Consider the following 18197-nt stretch of genomic DNA (forward strand, 5'->3'; position numbering starts at 1 on the left):
CTGCTCTGGTAAATGAATCTGATATGCCCTAAATAACCATTATTGTTGAGTAGTATGTAAGAATAGCTGAATGCGTTGCGCGTTATAGTGGGTTTGCCGTCGATGTTTATTACCTTCAACCCTATGAAGATGCTGATCGCTTTTTTCTGCAACCTGCTGCTGTTCGGTGCCGCCCGGGGGCAAAATGACACGAATAAGGATCACGGAGCTTCGGGCTCCGTAGTATCGTCGGCCGCAGTGGCCAATTGTAAACGTTGCATCGTACTGGCAGAACAGTCACAAACCCGTATTGCCATTGCAGAGGTGAGCACACAAACCATCATCTGGGAATGGAAGGCAGCCGGCCATGTTAAAGATTCTGCACACATAAAGTGGTTCTCCAACCCAAGCGATGCCAAGGTGGTATACAATGGCCGATACGTGCTGATGTGTGCATCGGGCGGCGGCGTGGCCCTCATCCGCATAGCCGATCAAAAAACGGTGTTTTATGCCTATGCCGGGGGCAATACCCATTCCGCCGAACTACTACCCGACGGTAATATCGTGAGCGCCTCCAGTACCGGCCATTTCCTCACTTTGTTTACCGTAGACACACTCCGCTTCCCCGATGGCGTGTACAGCAAACAGGTGCCCATCGATTTTGGTCACAATGTAGTATGGGATCGAAAGAATGATTTGTTGTGGTCGGCTGCCGGGAAAGCCATGAAGAGTTTTATTTACAATGGAAATTGCACCCGTCCCGATCTGATCCTCAAGGATAGCATCCCCTTACCGGGGAAAGAAGCGCATGACCTGTTTCCGGTATACGGAGAAAACGCGTTCTGGTTTACCAACACCACTAATGTCTACCGGTTTGATGTAAGCACGAAAACCCTGCAACAGGCCGATGTAGTACAAACCAGTATCAAAAGCGTATCTAACGGGCCCCGGGAGTTCCCTGTTATTCTTAGCAAACCAAAGGAATCGTGGTGGACAGATGAGGTGATCGACGCCACGGGCAAGCGGGTCTTTTATGGACAAGGGCTTAAGATCTACAAGGCGCGCTGGGTGGTTCCCAACCCATTCAGTTATCCGAAAAAACACCGGTTCAATACCTGCCAATAAAAAAGGGACAATAGTGATTGCCCCATAGCTTTCATAATCACGGACAGTTTTCATTTCATAGTGCCAGGCGTAATTTATTATAGGTTCCGGAGCCAGGCTGGTCCTACCTCACCGGACAATACCCTGGTAAACTTCTTTCGTTTCGTAGCCTCGGCGACCGCCGGCTCTATCCAATCGGCCCCTGCACCCGCCGGCCATGCTGCCACCTGTGCTACTATGCGGGGTATGCGTAACACCGACTTTCCGGTGGTGATGATCTCGAAACTACTACCTTCAGATTTGCCACTTTCTTTACCAACGCCCTCCATGGCCCCGTTGCCTTTCTTACTTTGGCTTCCCAGGGCTGCCCCAGCCCCTACCTTGTCAGGAGTAACGCTGGCGATCTTATCAAAACCTTTAACGCTTGTCTCCAAAGCCCATCCAGCAACCAGGTTATCATTGGCCGTGAGATAGGTGGCTGGTGTCAACTCTTCCAGCACAGCACCCTTTTTCCCCTCATCGTCCCACACGAGGTTATTGCTGATGACGACTGAGTCGGGGCCAAGCGTCATGCCCGGTCTTTTGGAGAAAGCGCCGATGCGGATAGCCGGCATATCGCAATTCACAAACAGGTTGCCGGCAACGGTCGCTCTCTTGACCTGGTAATAACCGTTGATCGGTGTGTTTTCGAGCCCATTGACCAGCGTTACCGGCGCCCGGAATGTTTGATGTGGTGCGCCTTGCAAATGATAGAAGCAATTGTTTACAGCCACATGGCCCTCCCCAATGAAACGAATGCCATACGATAGCTTTTTCCCGGTTCCATCGAAGAAGTTTCCATCCGCCAGACAATCATTTCCATGCCTTAGTGTCAATCCTCCATCGCTGTTCACAAATGTGTTGTGCAGGTAGCTGTTGTGGCAAGATTTGTTGGAGATGATCTCTATTTCGCCGTCACAGTTCTCGAACCGGTTAAAAGCAACGATACAATGGGCTGGAGTAAAAGATGTTTTGCTGTCGCCGATGCGGATGCTTTCGAGCCCATTGTCCACGTCGGGACCATTGAGGCGATCCAGAAAATAATTATGGCTGATGAGATGCCTGGCCGGTATCCCTTGCAGCAGCCATACCGTCACCGTGGCACCCAGGTTACGTTTGCTTTTCAGCAGGCAGCGGGTGAGTGTGTTGTGCTCTCCAAATAACGAAACCCATTTATTATCAGTGCTGAGGTTTTCATTGTTGTAATCGTCAATAAGGCAATCCTGTACGGAGCTATAGTTAGCATTGTCCTTTCCCGCTTTGAAGCTGACCACGGACCGGCCTGCCAATCCTTTGCCCCCGTTGCGCCAGGCAAATCCTGAAACAACGATATACCTTCCACCGAAAGCCAGTGACGAATTGCCTTCAAAACTAACTTTACCCGGTGTTTGTGCCAGGAAACTGACGGGCTTTTCGCGTGTGCCACCGTTATTGACAAATTGAATTACCGCATCCCGATAGATGCCGTCTTTCAGCAGCACACGGTCGCCGGCAACGGCGTTTTGTAAAAAGCTTACTGCTTCGCCGGGTGTAGAAGCAAGGTAATCAGTTGCACAGACAACAACACAATAGAACAAACTTGAAAGAAGTAAAAGGCATTTCATGGGAATCCTGTGGTTTACAGTAGAAAGAAGCCGATAGCTGGTTGAAAGGGGTAAAAGAAACAGGCTGTAGAGCTGCATCTCCGCAACCTGTTCTATATGCTATGAAAAATAGGTACCACCGTTAATGTCGATATTTGCACCCGTTATGAAACTGCTTTCATCGCTGGCAAGATAGGCCACCAGGTCAGCTACTTCGCAAGCCTTGCCTTCCCGGCGCAGGGGCGTGGCATTGGCTACATTGGTCCGTATCTCTGGTTTGGTAAACGTGTCGTGGAATGTAGTGGCGATCATACCAGGATCTACCGCATTCACCCGAATACCTTTCGGCCCTAGTTCTTTGGCAATCGACTTTGTGAAAGTTGCAACGGCGCCTTTGGCGGTTGCGTAGGCTGATGCACCAAAGCCACCACCATCTCGGCCCGCCTGCGACGAGAAATTAATGATCGCACCGCCAGCAGGCATCAGCGGCGAAACATGTTTGGTGGCCAGGAAGGCTGACTTCACATTCAGGGCCATTACAAAATCCCAGAAATCGCCATCCATATCGGGTAGCTGTTTCCTGGCTACCATACCTCCGGTTACATTGACCAGTATATGAATATCCTGACCAAACGCTTCGTTGGTCTTTTTGACAAGATTGATCACATCGGCTTCTTTACTCATATCGCCTTTCACGGCGATCGCATTGCCACCTGCTGCTTTTATTTCCGCCACGGTGTCGGCAGCGTGCTGCTCACTGCTTAGATAGTTCACCACCACGCTGGCACCTTCCTTTGCCAGTTTGAGGGAGGTGGCTTTTCCGATATCTCTTGCTCCGCCTGTTACGATGGCTACTTTTCCTGCTAATTTCATATTGCTGTTGTTTATTTTAGTGTGTTGTATTGGACTTCTTATTGATAAAAGTGATGCAGATCCATGCCAATGGCACCATCAGCGCACCCATAATAAAAAACGATGTGTAACTGGTTTTCGTGATCACGGGTACGATCCAGGTAGTGATCAACGTACCCATCACGGCGGCCGTACCGCCCATGCCCGCAACGGTGCCTACGTTCTTTCCGTGGAAATAATCACCCGGCAGGGTTTGAATATTGTTGATGAGGAACTGAAAGCCAAACAGTGTCGCGCTGATGAGCGCGATAGCGATATTGGCTTCCTCCTTCAGGTGATCGAGGTAAAAGGCAATGGCAGTAAGCGACAACAACATGATGACGCTTCCGATCGTAATCGCCTTCCTGCGTGCTTTGGGAGCAGCTATCCCTTTCTTTATTTGTAAAGAAGAATAGAAACCGCCAGCCAATCCGCCAATGGCAGCAAACAGGTAAGGCACCCAGGCAAAAGCGCCGATCTGCTTCATATCGAATTGATATTGTTCTTTCAGAAAAGTGGGTAGCCAGGTAACGAATAGCCACCACACCGGGTCGATGAAAAAACGGGAACTGATGATACCCCAGGTATTCCTGAACCGGAGCAACTGCTTCCAGGTATAGACGGCAGGCGCAACAGCCGCCTGATCATTTGCCTCCCCATGAGTAATATATTGCTGCTCTTCTTTCGTGATCCAGGGATGTTTATCGGGCGTGCTTTTGTTGATGATCAACCAGGGAATGATCCACAGAAAACCCAGCAGCGCGATCACCACAAAAGTGACTTTCCAACCTACTGCGAGGAACAGTGCCGCGATGACGGGCGCAGCCACCACAGATCCGAGAGATGCACCAGCACCGAATATACCCTGGGCTATCGCACGTTCTTTGGGCGGAAACCATTCCGCATTGCTCTTGGTGGCACCGGGCCAGTTGCCGGCCTCGCTGATCCCCAGCAGGAAGCGGAAAATATTGAAAGAAAGAATGGACTTAGCCAGTGCATGCAGCGCAATTGAAATACTCCACCCAATGATAGAGACTACCATGCCCAATCGCGTACCGATGGCGTCCATCATTTTGCCTGTTACTGTTTGCCCGATAGCATAGGCGATCATAAAGAATGTTGTGATCAGCGCCAGCGCATTCTTGCTATCCGCGTCGGCAATCCCAAAGTCTTTATAGATATACGGCCACATGAAATTAATTGCGCCGCGATCGATGTAATTGATGATGGTCGCGAGGCCGATCAGGGCGATGATATACCAACGCAATCCCTTTACCTGGAAAACACTTTTTTCCGCGGTAACCCTGCTCTGTATATTGGTCGTTGCTTTCAATACCTGCTGTTTTATTGAATTTATTGATTGGGAATATTGAGCTTCTTAAGGAACTCGGCAATCGCGTTATTCAATTCGGAATTCTTCTCCTTCGGGAATCCACCGTGCTTACCGCCTTCGATGGTCATGAACTCGGTTATTACCCCGGCATCTTTCAACTTTTTATGTAGCTCCACCGACTGCTCGTAGGGCACAGTAGGATCAGCATCGCCATGCACAATAAACACCGGAGGATTGTTCCTACTGATGTAATTGACAGGCGACACAGAGCGTGCAAAAGCAGCATCATTTGCTTTGTTACCCAACCAGCGGCCGGCCGATTTACTGGTCACATTTTTACCATATCCCCAGTCCCACACATCGGTGATGCCGTATTTGTCGATAATGGCAGCTACCTTAATGTTCTCAACGCCGGTACAATTTCCATCGAACCGGTGATCGTTGGCCATCAATCCGGCCATCAGCGCGAGGTGACCACCTGCACTACCGCCCATGACGACAATTTTGTTTACATCTACATTGAGCGCCTTTGCATTCTTGATCACGTAGATCAGCGCGCAACGGGCATCTTCCACAGCGGCCGGTGCAGTAGCCTGCGGCGTGAGCCGGTATTCGATGTTCGCTACCGCAAATCCCATCTTGAAAAACGTATTGAATCCTGTTTGCGATTCTTTGGTGCCATGGTTCCAGCCGCCACCATGAATATTAATCACGATAGGCGTTGGCTTACCCGTATTGGGCGGCAGGTAGAGGTCGAGTTTCTGCCGCCAGTCTTTTCCACCAGTGTATACCACATCTATCTGACGGGTAAAGCCCGCAGGTGTTTCAACCGGCTTGGGTACAGTAGAATCAGGTTGCTGTGCGGCTACCGGAAAGGCAATAGCAATCCCTATCGCCATAATTACATGTTTCATATCAGTGCATTTAATGACGGATCAATATCAATATTGGGCCTGATGGGGCAGGCCGGCCCTGACCTATTTCAGGAAGTCTTCCCGTAGCGGACTGAAAGCATCGATGAGCATACCTGGCTCCAGGCATACGCAGCCGTGCAGCACATGGGGTGGCACATAATAGCCGTCGCCTTTGCGGATGATCTTTGTTTCTGCACCGATGGTCATTTCAAAAGCACCACTATCTACATAGGTAACCTGTGAATGGTGATGTTCGTGCAGCGTTCCGATAGCGCCTTTTTCGAATTTTGCCTTTACCAGCATTACCTTATCGTCATAGCCAAACACCTGGCGCTGGATGCCATTACCAAGGTCTTCCCATTTTACTTCCTGCTCGAACTGAAACTCGCTGCTCTGTGCCATAATATTTTTATTTGATCGTGATAAAGGAGGATTGATTGTTATAATCCAGGGTGATCGTATAGACCTTCTTTTTATGTTCTATCTGCAACTGTGTGGCAGCCGCTTCATCTCTAAGTAGCTTCAACCCTTTTACCTGCGGAGTGGCGCCTGTTGTAACCTCAGCTACCGGGTTATTTTTGCCATGTGGTTCTGTCACACTCACGAAACTGTAGTTACCTGCTGCAGGCTGCGAAAGCACAAAGGCCTTTTCATTCCTGATATTGAACTCCGGATCACCGGCGCCACTGGTGATGAATTGTATGCGCATGGCCGTATCCGCAATAAAAGTAGTGGTGTAAAATCTTTTGTTATTCAGTATGGTAATTACACCACTGCCTTCTTTTACCTTTCCCGTGGCATTCAACCACGCATGCTGGTAGCCGAAGCCGTCGCCGAGGGCCGAAAGACTGCTTGTATTGGCTTGTACCTCGAAAGGACTATTGGTGATATGCCCCTGATACCAGAAAGGCAGATCATATTGATGTTTTTCCTGGCTCGCAGCATTAAAAACATCTACCAGCAAAGGAGCCGCTGCTCCTTCGGGCATAAAGAGGATCAGGGTGCGCCTCAATTGAATCCCGGAGTAGGCATTATTTTCCTGTGCGCTCACCACCTGGTAATTCGCACCTGTGCTGAAGTGCAATAACTGCGGAGCATGCTCTTCTCCTTTTTTTTCGTTGCCCAGGTACTGGCTTTGCCGGTCTACTACCAATGTGTTGTGTGCCAGGGTTTGTTTGCCCCAGGTTTCGTTTTCTTTGGTATAGTTGCCTCCATTCTTTGTTTCTACATTCAGGAAACGAACCGCGCCATAATCACTGAACACTTCCGAATTGTTATCATAGAACAACAAGTTAAGCCGATCGAAGTGGCCATGCCCCATGCCCTGTGAGGCAGCTTTGAATACCGCACAGGCCTGGCCGCCATTGTTGCCGCTACGCAGTATGCCGATGCCGCCCTGCTTTCCATCGGCGCCGTCGCGTATCCAAACCGGCTTGTATTGAAAGGGAGCTGCCTTACCGTCGGCAATGGCCTTCGCCACAGCAAGCCCCGCGTCGCTGACCAGCACCCGTTGTTGTTGCTCTGCAACATCGAGCAGGTCGTTGCCTGCCCCCATATCGCTGAAAGCGATATCTACGGCATACACGATCTCTTCCGATTCGTAGGTCTTGTCTTTCATGGCGTCGTTGAGCGGGAAAAACACCTTATTGGTATAAGTACATTGCAAGGCCGTGTTTACCGCTTTCTTCAAAAGCCCCTCCCGGTATTCATAGATCTTCTGCGCAGGGTGGTACTGCTGAATCGTACGGGCAAACAACAGGAAAGGCAGTATGGCATAGCGCTGGTAATAGGGACCTTCGGTATAGTAGCCGTCGGGTGAAAAGAGTTGATCAAGCTGCGCCAGGAATCCTGCCTTCCCATCAAGTGCCGTACCGCGCAATGCTTTATCTACCCAATCTTTTCGGCCACAAACATAGCCGGTCATTCCCACGGCAGCTACCGACCAGGTTCCATGATTGTGAATCTTATTAAATATTTCCCCATTCACTTCGCTGAGTTCCTTAACGATGGGTTCGAAGAGATCGGTTTCAATTTTCTTCCGGTTGGCAGCGCCGAGGTAATCGTACACGCAATCATAAGCCTGTATGGTGTACACCTGCCACACGCAGTCGTTGAGGTTTTGCCAAAACATTTTACCACCTGGATTTTGTTTCTTCTTCGGATGGCGTGGCCAGCTATTGTATACGGCGGCATACTGCAACAGCATGTCCTGAACAAATTTTGCATACCGTTCTTCCCTGGTAAGCTGGTACAGCATGCCGCAGGCCAGCATGTCCTGGTAATTGCGTTTGTGCTTCTCATGGCTGGCGCCTCCGCCCCCATCCTTCGGCTGGGGCACTTCAATGGGAGTCATCAATGCTTTGTCGGCATCTTTCTTCAGCGACTTAAACGACTTTTGCAACAAGGGATACTGCGTGATGCCTTTCTTTACAGCCTCCACATTAGACTTTGTGAGCATAATGGATGGGTGCTGTTGCGCTCCAGCCAAAGTGGCCATCGATAAGCCCGCCAGTAAAATAGCGATCATCTTCATACTAATTCACTCCCAAAGGTTTTCCCTTTTCCGATAGCAGGTTTGTGCTTTTGGCAAGCCTGAAATTGAAATGGGTCGGATTAATAAAAACAGGGTTGGTACTATAGTTGTGTTTACCGCTAACCTTATCATAAAACGAACTGATACGGCCGCTTTTGTAGAAATTGCAATAGTCTACCAGGAGTTTGTCCCAGCTCATTTCTTCGAACCAGATTACCCGGCCACCCGCGCCGCTGTTGTTGAATACGGAATTGGTGATCGCCGCTCTTTGCACGCCCCACAATTTGATCACACATCCCTGCATGCGATTCTCTACTTCGTTAAAGGTGCAATGATCGATGATCACCTCGGGGCCGGTAGTGCTTTCATCGTTTCCACCGCGGTACACGTTGACGGCCCCGCTGAGCGTATTTGTGAAAAGGGTATTTCTAATAATAAGGTGCTCTACATTATATATGCCTTTGTCTTCTTTTTCGGCCGAGTAGTCGATACTGCTGCCCGCATTGTTGCGGAACACGGAGTTTTCGATCACGACCGAATCGGCATAAGTACTCCTGGTGCCCCGAATGCAGCTGTAACCACTTTCGTTGAAGTTGAAGAATTCGCAATTGCGCACAAACAGCGAGTAGATGCCATTCATGGGCGCCGTAGTGGTGGAGATGGCAGATTGCACATCGCCATAACTTTTATCAGCACTGTTGAAACGGATATTCTCTACGATAAGACTGCCACCTTTTTCGATGATGATAAAAGCGGGCAGACTTTTGCCAGTTACGTTCACCAGTTCGGGCTTTTCGGGCAAGCCGGCAGCAGCACGAATAGTGATCGGTTTGTTGATATAAATAGATTCTTCTATGCCATATTGAACACCGTCGGTTAGTTCGATAACATCTCCGGGATGTGCCCGTTGAACGGCAGCAGGTAATCTTTGACTGTCGGCCACGGCAACTTTATGCGTTACCGTTTGGCGAGCAACAGCATCGGTCACGCTGCACCAGGAAGGTCCGGTCTTTGTCTCATCCATTAGTTCATTGTAGCTAAGTCTTGCGCCCAGCACCGGACTCTTTATGTAGGAAAGTTTAAAGCGGTTATGCAGGTCGGGCACTATGAGCACCTTTTGCGCTGCGAATCCCCTTTCGGGCTTTCCGGCCAATGAATTTCCATATACATTATTGGCAAAATGAATACCTCCATCCTTATTCGCATCTTCGTACAATTTGGCGCCATCGGGTACGATCAGGTTGTTGGAGAATCGCACATTCACCGGAGCAGCCGTTCGTTCGGGATCCTTCCCTGCGCCAAACAGTATGCTTTTACAATGGTAGAAAGTATTACTATCGATCGATACGTCCTTCACCTGATGATAGCGGCTGATAGACGAGTTAGGTACCCCATTCAATACACTGAAGCCCGAGTGAAAGCGCTCTCCAGCTAGTTTGTAGAACAGATTGTTCTTAACAATATGCCCCGGATTGATCACCCTTACGCCGCCGGTAAAGGGTTTGCTATTTCCGATGAAAACATTATTGATCACTTTGTTTTGCGATCCGTGACGCAACACAAGTCCGCCCTCGCATTCGAAAAAGACGTTATTGGCGATCTCGTTGTTGCCGCTTTTAATGGATACGATCTCCACCTCGCCATTGCAGCGTTCAAAATAGTTGTGGTGGATCAGGGTGCGGGAAGCAGTAAGAGAATATCGCGACACACCCACCCGGATGGTCTCCCCGCCATTGGAGCCTAGCGGCGAGTGACCTTTAAAATAGTTGCTGTCGATGTTATGATAGTTGTTCTGGCTCCTTTCGTCATTCAGTTCCACGATCAGCGTGGTGCCACTATTCAGCTTATCGCCGATCACACAATGATCCACGCGATTGTGCTGTCCCCAGAATATGATCCAGTGGTCGGTATTGAATCTTTCGGGCCGGCTGTAGTTTTCAATTGCGCATTGTGTAAGCCGGCAATGATTGGCCAGCTGCTGTTCCTTGTTCCTGAACTCAACCACCGCGCGCTCTTTGGTAAATCCATTCGTAAAATGAATGCCACTCACGGTAATATGGTCTGCCCCAAAACGCACAAAGGAATTGCCTGTAAATTTCACTTTTCCCGCCTCTTCAGCGCCCACGAATAACGGGCGATCGCTTGTACCCCCGGATTCTATGATCAGCGGCACATCTTTCCATTCGCCAGACTTCAATAAAATGCTGTCGCCGGGTACTGCTTTACCCAGCGCGGCCTTCAACTCCTGCATACTGCCTACACGAATGGTTGTTGCCCAGGCAGCCGGCCATGCAAGCAACAGAAAGATCAATATGGTTAATAGCTTTTTGATGGCGTAACTATTTTATGATGATCGCGGCTGGTATCTGGTACAGCCGCCGGCCTTCTAAGATTATCGTTAAATATTGATCTTCCGCTCCCGGCTGATCTGCAGGATATCGTTCAGGTGTGCCGCCATGGCCGCACCGGCCGCGTCGGCATCCCTGTCAGCAATCGCGGCCAGTATTTCATGGTGCTCTGTCATCGCCTGCACACCGCGATTATCGCCGCACACCTTCTTTTCTATGATGTTCCGGATAATATCTGGCAGCAGCATCAGCAGCATCGACTCAAAAACTGAGTTCTTGGCAGCATTGGCTATCTTGAGGTGAAAGAACATATCTTCCTGAACAGCATTTTCTCTGTTCTTTGTTTTCAGGTCGTATTCGGCCACAGCTGCCTCGAGTACAGCGAGGTCTTCGTCCGTTCTCCGCTGAGCTGCCAACCGGGCGGCATTGATCTCCATATAATACCGCGCCTCGATAAGAGCTGCAAAATCATCCTTGTTAAAATTGATGATATCGTTCAATACACCTTCGATCATACTAATACTGTAGCCTGAAACGTAGGTGCCGCTTTGGGGAGAAGTTTTCAACATACCATAGAACTCCAGCTTGCGGATGGCATCGCGTACATAAGTGCGGCCAACGCCAAACCTTTCGGCCAGCACCCTTTCCGCCGGCAACCGGTCGCCCGGTTTCAGGTGCCCTTCACTGATCAGCTGTTTCAACTGGCGGATGATCTTATCGACCGGACTGTCTACCTCGATGGCCTTGATGGTTTCAATGATGGTTGTCTTTTCCATAGTTCGCTATTTTTCTTTCAGTATATCTATCGTGATGGTGGATGTTCCCTGGTTGGGCGAAGCAACGATATTGATGCTTTGCACTTTGATCAGGATATTCTTTGTGGTGCCGCCTCCGGCTGGTGTAACCTTCGCCCAGATCAGCTTCGTATTATCGAAGGTAGTAGTATTGGGGGCATTGGCTGAGGGGGCCGACACGCCAGTAAAGAATGCATCACCAAGATCGGAAATTGTGTTGTCATTATACCTATTATATACCGCTGTTTCTGCCACTCCCGATCCCAATACCCGGAACACGGTCTTCTTCAGGGTACTGGTCGTTGGGGTAGCCGGCGTCCAGGATGTTCCGTTGCACTTAAAGGTAGAAAGGGTAGAGGCGGAAATATTGGCGGGGTTGTTGAAAGCGAGGTTGAGTGCACTATTGGTGAAGATGGCAAAGTCTATGTCGGCATGCGTGCTTGCATCGTTCACCACTTCGCAGGCACTCAGGGTAGGCGTACCGGGTTTGCCCACAAAGAAACAGCTGGTAGCGTTGGTGCTGGCCGTCCCCTGTGACATCATAGTGATATTGTTCCAACGATAATAGGGTAACACTTTTACGGGTACCGATCCGCTATTGTTGCCCGATCCGTCCTTCGCCACCAGCTTGCAAGCTGTTACCTCGTCAGCGAAGGGAAAATCAGTAAAATTGAATGTATAATTGTATTCATTGGCGGTATTGCTCACCAATACCGGGTTTACCGTTCCATGCAAGGTTTCGCCGCTGACCTTAACGATGTAGGCTTCTACCGTTGTCAAAGCCGAGTACGTTTTCAACGTTCCCGAAACAGCCGGCTTCCCATCCGGCAAGGCCACCTGCAGCTCTGCCATCGCAAAGGTGATCACCGGCTTAAAAGGTATATTGACAAACTGTATCAACTTCTCCGCCTTCAATCCGTAAATATCTACCGCCATCACTTTCAGCTGACCGGCGCCTTCGCTGTATTTGTAATTGTAGTTGATGGTTACGGCCTTATTGCCTCCGCCGGCAATGCTGTCGAGCACCTCGAAATTTCCGTGTGCATTGTCATAGAAATAGACCTTGCTGATACCCGTTTCGGAACTGGCCTTGCCGGTCACAGCGGTAGCACCGGTAAGTGAAGGAGTGAGATTGGCGGGCAGTTCGCTCAACACAGGGGCGGCAGGATTAAAGTAAGTGATCTTCACCAGCTTTTCCAGCGAGGTGTTATTGTCCTGCACAGCCAGCACTTTGATGCCTTTAACCCCCTGCAGGTCAATATTCGGCCACAGCTCTGGTTTTATACTGAATGTATATTCCTGCTTCCCACCGGGAAAGTCAAGCTGGATCAGCGAATCCTGTTTGCCCGCACGCTGTATATAGTAATACACGGTCTTCAGGTCGATGTTGGCCGTCAGTTTACCGGACACGGTTGCCTCAGGTTGAAATCCTTTGAGCGCAACGTTCCAGGTATAGTCGATGGCCTTGAGATCGCCTATGGCTTCAACTGCTCTATCCTTTCGGCAGGCCGCGATCGACCAAACGACCAGCAGCAGCGGCAGGAAATAATATGGTTTAAAAAGTATTTTCATAATTGCAGGCATTCGTTGGTTTGGGTATAGAGATCAATAGCCCTGGTTTTGGGGAATAGCCAGTTGGTTGTTGCTATCCAGCTCCCGCTGCGGTATGGGCAATAGGGTACGGATCTTTAGGTTGTTCTTCAGCTCATCGAGTGGTATAGCGGGCTTGAATTTCTTATAGTGCGTATCATATTCAAAAGTGTAATAGGCGTTCATGACATTTTCAAACTGACCGGTTCTGTAAATATCAAAAAGGCGATGGTTCTCGAACGCCAGTTCGATCCTTCTTTCGTCGAGTAAGCGGCCAAGGAAGTTGCCGTCTGTGTTGGCTTCGGGACCGCTGTCGGGATAGAGATAAAAAGCTGCCGTGAAACTACCTGTGCCCGGGTACACCACAGCCCCTGCCCTGCCGCGAATGCGGTTGATGATATCAACAGCAGGCTGACTGTATCCCATCGCTTCCGCTTTCAGCAACAATATATCGGCAAAGCGGAGCACGGGGAAATCGTTCTCAGCATCGTTCTTGATCATGACCGGCGAAGTATATTTCTTCAAATAGGGATTTCCGCTGTACTTGCCGATCGTTACATCCCGGCGTTTATCAGCAGCGCCGGTGGCAGGCACAACGTATTTGGATTCCATATTGGCCGTGGGATAATTAAGACCGGAGCCATTTCCATTAACGATAGCACTGCCGCTGTTCAGTGCAGCAAAGCTGTTGGCCATATAATTGCCCAGGCCCAGGCCACCTGCCTTGTAGCGCACTGCGAAAATGATCTCTTTGCTCATTTCATTGTTGATCGAGAACACATCAGCATAGCTGCTCAGCAGATCGTGTCCGCTGAAATTGATCACATCATCGAGCAGGGTCAGCGCTTCGGCCTTCCGGTTGGTGGTCAGGTACACTTTCGCCAGCAAGGCCTCGGCAGCCCATACCGTAGCCCGGCCCAGGTCTTCCTGCGCCTGCTGCGAATAGGTTTTTCTGGGGAGGAAGTTTTTGGCAGTCTCCAGATCGGCGGTGATCAGCTTATAACAATCATCCGGCGTAGAGCGATTGATCAGCTTCAACGCTGCCGGTGTTTTAGACTCTGTAAGCAGAAACACCCCTCCAAACAAGCGTACCAGGTTGAAATAATGATAGGCACGGATAAACAGGGCTTCACCGGCCAGTTGCTTCCGGCGTTCTTCTTCCATTTGAGCGGAGCTTTCACCAAGCGTGATCTGCCCGTTGTTATAGGTTACACCAAGGCTTCTCAGCACATAGTTGGCACTGCGGATGTTCTTATAAGTATAATACCAGTAATCGTACACCTTGCTATGGCCCGAGTTCTGTAAATAGGTATTCAGGTCATTCAATTCAATATTGGCTACCGCCGTGCTGCCGGTGGCGCCCTGTTTGGCTATATCCGAACGCAGCTCGGTCATCATCCATTCGGTTTCCAATGGCTTTTGCATACCGTTGTAACAACCGGTAAGCGCTGTCTTTACCTCATCGTAAGTGCGGTAAAAATTCTCTACCGATACATTCGACTCGGGCTTCAGGTCGATGATCTTGTTACAGGCAGGCAACAGGCCGGTCAGCAGCAGGATGCATATGATATGGAAAGAGGTTTTCATGTTGTCAGTTTATGGCAATTCGTTAGAAATTGATGTCGAGCCCCAGGGTTACCGTTCTGCCAATGGGGAAGGCACCGCGTTGGTATCCATCGATCAGCGGCGAAGCGTATTGATTGGAAATGGTGCGTGCTTCCGGATTGATGCCCCGGTAAGAGTTTGACATAACATACAGCAGGTTTTCACCGGACGCATACACCCGCAGTCCATTCAGTTTAAACTTCTTCGCCAGGTTCGCCGGCAAGGAGTAACCCAGTATAACATTACGCAGTGCTGCATAGGAGCCGTCTTCCAGCACGTAGTCGGTCAGCATCCAGTCCGACCCATTGGTACCGTAGGGTGTTTTGCCGTCGCCGGGACTGGCAGCACTTACCCAGCGGTTGGGTGTATTGTAGTTCTTATTATACCAACGCGATTCATTGTAGTTGGCATCACCATTGATGAGATCGAGCCCCTGTACACCTTGTATGGTGACACTGAGGTCGAATGATTTGTATTTTACATTGTTCGTAATGCCCCAGGTAAAATCGGGGAAGGGTTTACCGAGTACGGTACGGTCTTTCTCATCGATGCGCTTATCGCCGGTTACATCTACAAACTTCAGCCCGCCTGCCACGAAGTATTTGGAGAGAGCGCTTGAATAACCGGCCGCTTGTGCATCGGCAATCTCCTGGTCCGATTTCCAAACCCCATCGGTTTTATAACCGAAGAATTGCACGGAAGGAGCGCCTATAATGGCAGCATATATTTCATTCCGCTCACCATAATTGTACTGGAAGGGTTCTCCACCCATATCGAGCAATTTGTTGCGATTGGCGGCGAAGTTGAACATAGTTACCCATTCGAAGTTTTTGCGACGCAGGTTGTTGGTGGAAAGTTCCACCTCTATGCCCTGGTTGCGCACTTTGCCGATATTGTTCCAAAACTGGTTCGATCCGGAGAATGACATGGCGTTCTGCTTGAACAGCAGCCGGTCGGTAGTGCCATTATAATATTCGACGCTCATGGTAAAGCGATCTTTGAAGATCCCGAGGTCTACACCAGCATTGTATTGGAATGTCCTTTCCCAGGTGAGCAGATTGGGCAATACATCGTTGTTGGCAGCAAGTCCATTGTTCAACGTACCCGTACCACCGCCCAGTGGATAGTTGGCCATGTTCAGCAATTCGAGATAAGCGAAGGGCTCTATCTTATTATTGCCGGTAGCGCCATAGCTGGTACGCAGCTTCAAATTGCTAAGCCAGTCGATATCCTGCATAAATGACTCGCTGCTGATACGCCATCCCGCAGATACAGCCGGAAACCAGCCGTATTTCTGACCAGCTGGGAAATAGCCGCTGCCATCTGTACGTAAGCTCGCAGACAAGAGATATTTGCCCTGATAGTCGTAGTTCACCCGGCCGAGATAAGAGATCAATCCGACCGGTGTTTTAGTAGTATAGGTGCCGGCCAGTTCGATCGAGGAAGCCTGGTTAAGCGTTTTGATCTCATCGCTGGGCAGGTTTACGCCGGTGATCTGACTCTCGTTGATCGTGGTTTTCTGCGCGGTATACCCCAGTACGCCCGAGAGCGAGTGATCGCCGAAACTGGTATTATAGTTCAAGGTGTTTTCCCAAAGCAGGTCGATGAATTTGCGGGAATTATTGATGCCGCGGTTTACATCGCCATCTGCCTTTGCGTTGCGTTTGGAGAAGGAGTTTACCTCTGTATAATTAAAATAAGCACTGGCCGATGATTTCAGGATAAGCCCTTTCATCAGCTCAAGGCTAAGGTCAACTCCACCAAGGATGCGGTAGTTATCGCTAAAACGTGTTTGACGATCGGCGATTGATTTGGGCGTATTGTTACTGGAGGAAAAGGGGATCAGCTTACCACCGGTGGCCGTGGGGTCAACCGCGCTATTATAATAAGTGCCATCCGGCATATAACCCTGGTATACCAGGTTGGAAAAATGGCCTGCCTGTGCCCAATCGCCCGGACGAACGGTGGCCCATTGCGCATTCTGGTTCACGAAGGCTGCTGTAGCGGTAGTATGATAGACCGGCAAGCCCGAATAAAAACGATAATAATCGGTGTAATTCACTGCAGGCAATTCACTGCGGGTATAGGAAGGATTAAGGTTAATGCTGAACTTGACTTTCTGACCAAGGTTACCATCCAATTTGGTCTTGAAGTTCATTCGGCTAAATTCATTGTGCGTCATGATACCCTTATCGCTCTGGTAGTTGCCGGAGATATAATAGCGAACGTCCTTTCCGCCGGATAGTCCCAATTGAACATTGTAGATGGCGGCATCCTGCAGACCTTCATCCTGCCAATCGGTACCGTCACCGTTGCGCAGTACACTTTCTACGAGGTAGCGCGCTTTTTCCTGCGGAGTAATGAGGTTTTGTTTATCGGGGGTGACGGAAGGGTCTTTAATCCGCATGGCTGCTTCATCGTACATCTTTTTAGTGTACTCGGTCGTGCTCATGATGGGATGCAGCTTGTAGGGGCTTTTGACGCCATAGTACGATTTGATGGTATACTTCGGTTTATTGGTTTTACCACTCTTGGTTGTGATAATGATAACGCCATTGGCTCCGCGCGATCCGTAGATGGCAGCTGAGGCGGCATCCTTCAATACTTCTACCGATTCAACATCGTATGGATTCACCATTGCCAGCCCATCCGGCACCGGGTGACCGTCCACTACCACCAGCGGATCGGCATTGGCACTGATGGAGCTGAGACCACGCACGCGAACGCGTGGTGTGGTACCTACCTCAGAACTGAGATTTTGCACAGTTACGCCGGCCATTTTTCCGATGAGGGCTTTGTCCAGGCTGGAGGTCGGGATCTCATCGAGGTTATCGTTTTTGAGTTTGGCAATAGAGCCGGTGAGGTGCGATTTTCGCTGGGCTCCATAACCGATCACGACGACATCATCGAGCGTAGTAGCCGCGGCAGTGAGTGGTACATGGAGAAAATCCTTACCATCCAGTTCTATGAGTTGGTTTTTAAAGCCGATGGCGGTGATCATGATCTTACCTGTACTGCGACTATTGAGGCGGATGGAGAAGTTGCCGGCGCTGTCGGTAGTGGCTCCGCTGCCCGCCTTACCGCCGACAACACTAACGGAAGCGGAGGCGATGGGCAGGCCGGTATTAGAATCAGTGACCTTGCCTTTTACAGTAGTTTGGGCATAGGCTATGCCTTGTAGTAACAGGCAAAACAAGAAAAGGGTTTTGAGTCTTCGCATAGCAAGCGGTTTATCGTTATTAGGTGCACTGTGGGTAGTGCCTCAACCTTGAATACAATCGTTTTGACAATCATGGTTGTTTGAGCTGTTTTCGCACTAACTCAAATTGGTCGACCAATAATTGGTTGACCAAATATGGTTATTCTAAATTGGTTGACCAAATTAATTTTTGCTAAAAGAGGCGGCAACATGGCCTTCTGGTTGGGTTCTTACTTAGGCTAAATAATTTTTAATCAACAACTTAAACGCTTACGCCTGGTGAGT

Annotated in this window: 12 protein-coding genes; 1 reads left to right on the top strand and 11 read right to left on the bottom strand. The window is 49.7% G+C overall.

Features of this window, described 5'->3' with window-relative positions; translation table 11 throughout:
• Positions 1 to 123: 123 nt before the first annotated feature.
• Positions 124 to 1104 carry a DUF6528 family protein gene (locus tag P2H89_RS31025; RefSeq protein ID WP_275834576.1) on the top strand — a complete coding sequence of 327 codons (981 nt, stop codon included), beginning with the start codon at positions 124 to 126 and terminating at the stop codon, positions 1102 to 1104.
• Between the two features lie 77 nt (positions 1105 to 1181).
• On the opposite strand, the gene P2H89_RS31030 is transcribed toward P2H89_RS31025, so the two are convergent.
• The 11 genes from P2H89_RS31030 to P2H89_RS31080 form a co-directional block, all read right to left on the bottom strand.
• Positions 1182 to 2726 (bottom strand): polysaccharide lyase 6 family protein, encoded by a 1545-nt coding sequence (locus tag P2H89_RS31030; RefSeq protein ID WP_275834578.1) that lies wholly within the window; start codon positions 2724 to 2726, stop codon positions 1182 to 1184.
• Between the two features lie 99 nt (positions 2727 to 2825).
• A complete protein-coding gene (locus P2H89_RS31035) occupies positions 2826 to 3578 on the bottom strand; it encodes a glucose 1-dehydrogenase (protein WP_275834580.1) in 753 nt (250 codons plus the stop codon).
• A gap of 16 nt (positions 3579 to 3594) precedes the next feature.
• A complete protein-coding gene (locus P2H89_RS31040) occupies positions 3595 to 4929 on the bottom strand; it encodes an MFS transporter (RefSeq protein ID WP_275834582.1) in 1335 nt (444 codons plus the stop codon).
• Positions 4930 to 4949: 20 nt separating this feature from the next.
• Entirely contained in the window at positions 4950 to 5843 is an 894-nt protein-coding gene (locus P2H89_RS31045) for an alpha/beta hydrolase (protein ID WP_275834584.1), read from the bottom strand.
• 63 nt (positions 5844 to 5906) lie between these two features.
• Positions 5907 to 6245, bottom strand: a complete 339-nt coding sequence (locus P2H89_RS31050; RefSeq protein WP_275834586.1) for a cupin domain-containing protein — start codon at positions 6243 to 6245, stop codon at positions 5907 to 5909.
• Between the two features lie 7 nt (positions 6246 to 6252).
• Positions 6253 to 8370, bottom strand: a complete 2118-nt coding sequence (locus tag P2H89_RS31055) for an alginate lyase family protein (protein WP_275834588.1) — start codon at positions 8368 to 8370, stop codon at positions 6253 to 6255.
• 7 nt (positions 8371 to 8377) lie between these two features.
• Positions 8378 to 10627 (bottom strand): chondroitinase-B domain-containing protein, encoded by a 2250-nt coding sequence (locus P2H89_RS31060; protein WP_275834591.1) that lies wholly within the window; start codon positions 10625 to 10627, stop codon positions 8378 to 8380.
• Between the two features lie 147 nt (positions 10628 to 10774).
• Complete coding sequence (locus P2H89_RS31065) at positions 10775 to 11500, bottom strand: FadR/GntR family transcriptional regulator (RefSeq protein ID WP_275834593.1); 726 nt, start codon at positions 11498 to 11500, stop codon at positions 10775 to 10777.
• A 6-nt stretch (positions 11501 to 11506) separates the two neighbouring features.
• The gene (locus P2H89_RS31070) at positions 11507 to 13090 is read right to left on the bottom strand and encodes a hypothetical protein (protein ID WP_275834595.1); all 1584 of its coding nucleotides are present in this window, start codon (positions 13088 to 13090) and stop codon (positions 11507 to 11509) included.
• Between the two features lie 33 nt (positions 13091 to 13123).
• Positions 13124 to 14695 carry a RagB/SusD family nutrient uptake outer membrane protein gene (locus tag P2H89_RS31075; protein ID WP_275834597.1) on the bottom strand — a complete coding sequence of 524 codons (1572 nt, stop codon included), beginning with the start codon at positions 14693 to 14695 and terminating at the stop codon, positions 13124 to 13126.
• A gap of 22 nt (positions 14696 to 14717) precedes the next feature.
• Positions 14718 to 17933, bottom strand: a complete 3216-nt coding sequence (locus P2H89_RS31080) for a TonB-dependent receptor (RefSeq protein WP_275834599.1) — start codon at positions 17931 to 17933, stop codon at positions 14718 to 14720.
• Positions 17934 to 18197: the final 264 nt, after the last annotated feature.

Origin of the sequence: Paraflavitalea sp. CAU 1676, from assembly GCF_029223285.1 — a bacterium.
Lineage (GTDB): Bacteria > Bacteroidota > Bacteroidia > Chitinophagales > Chitinophagaceae > Paraflavitalea.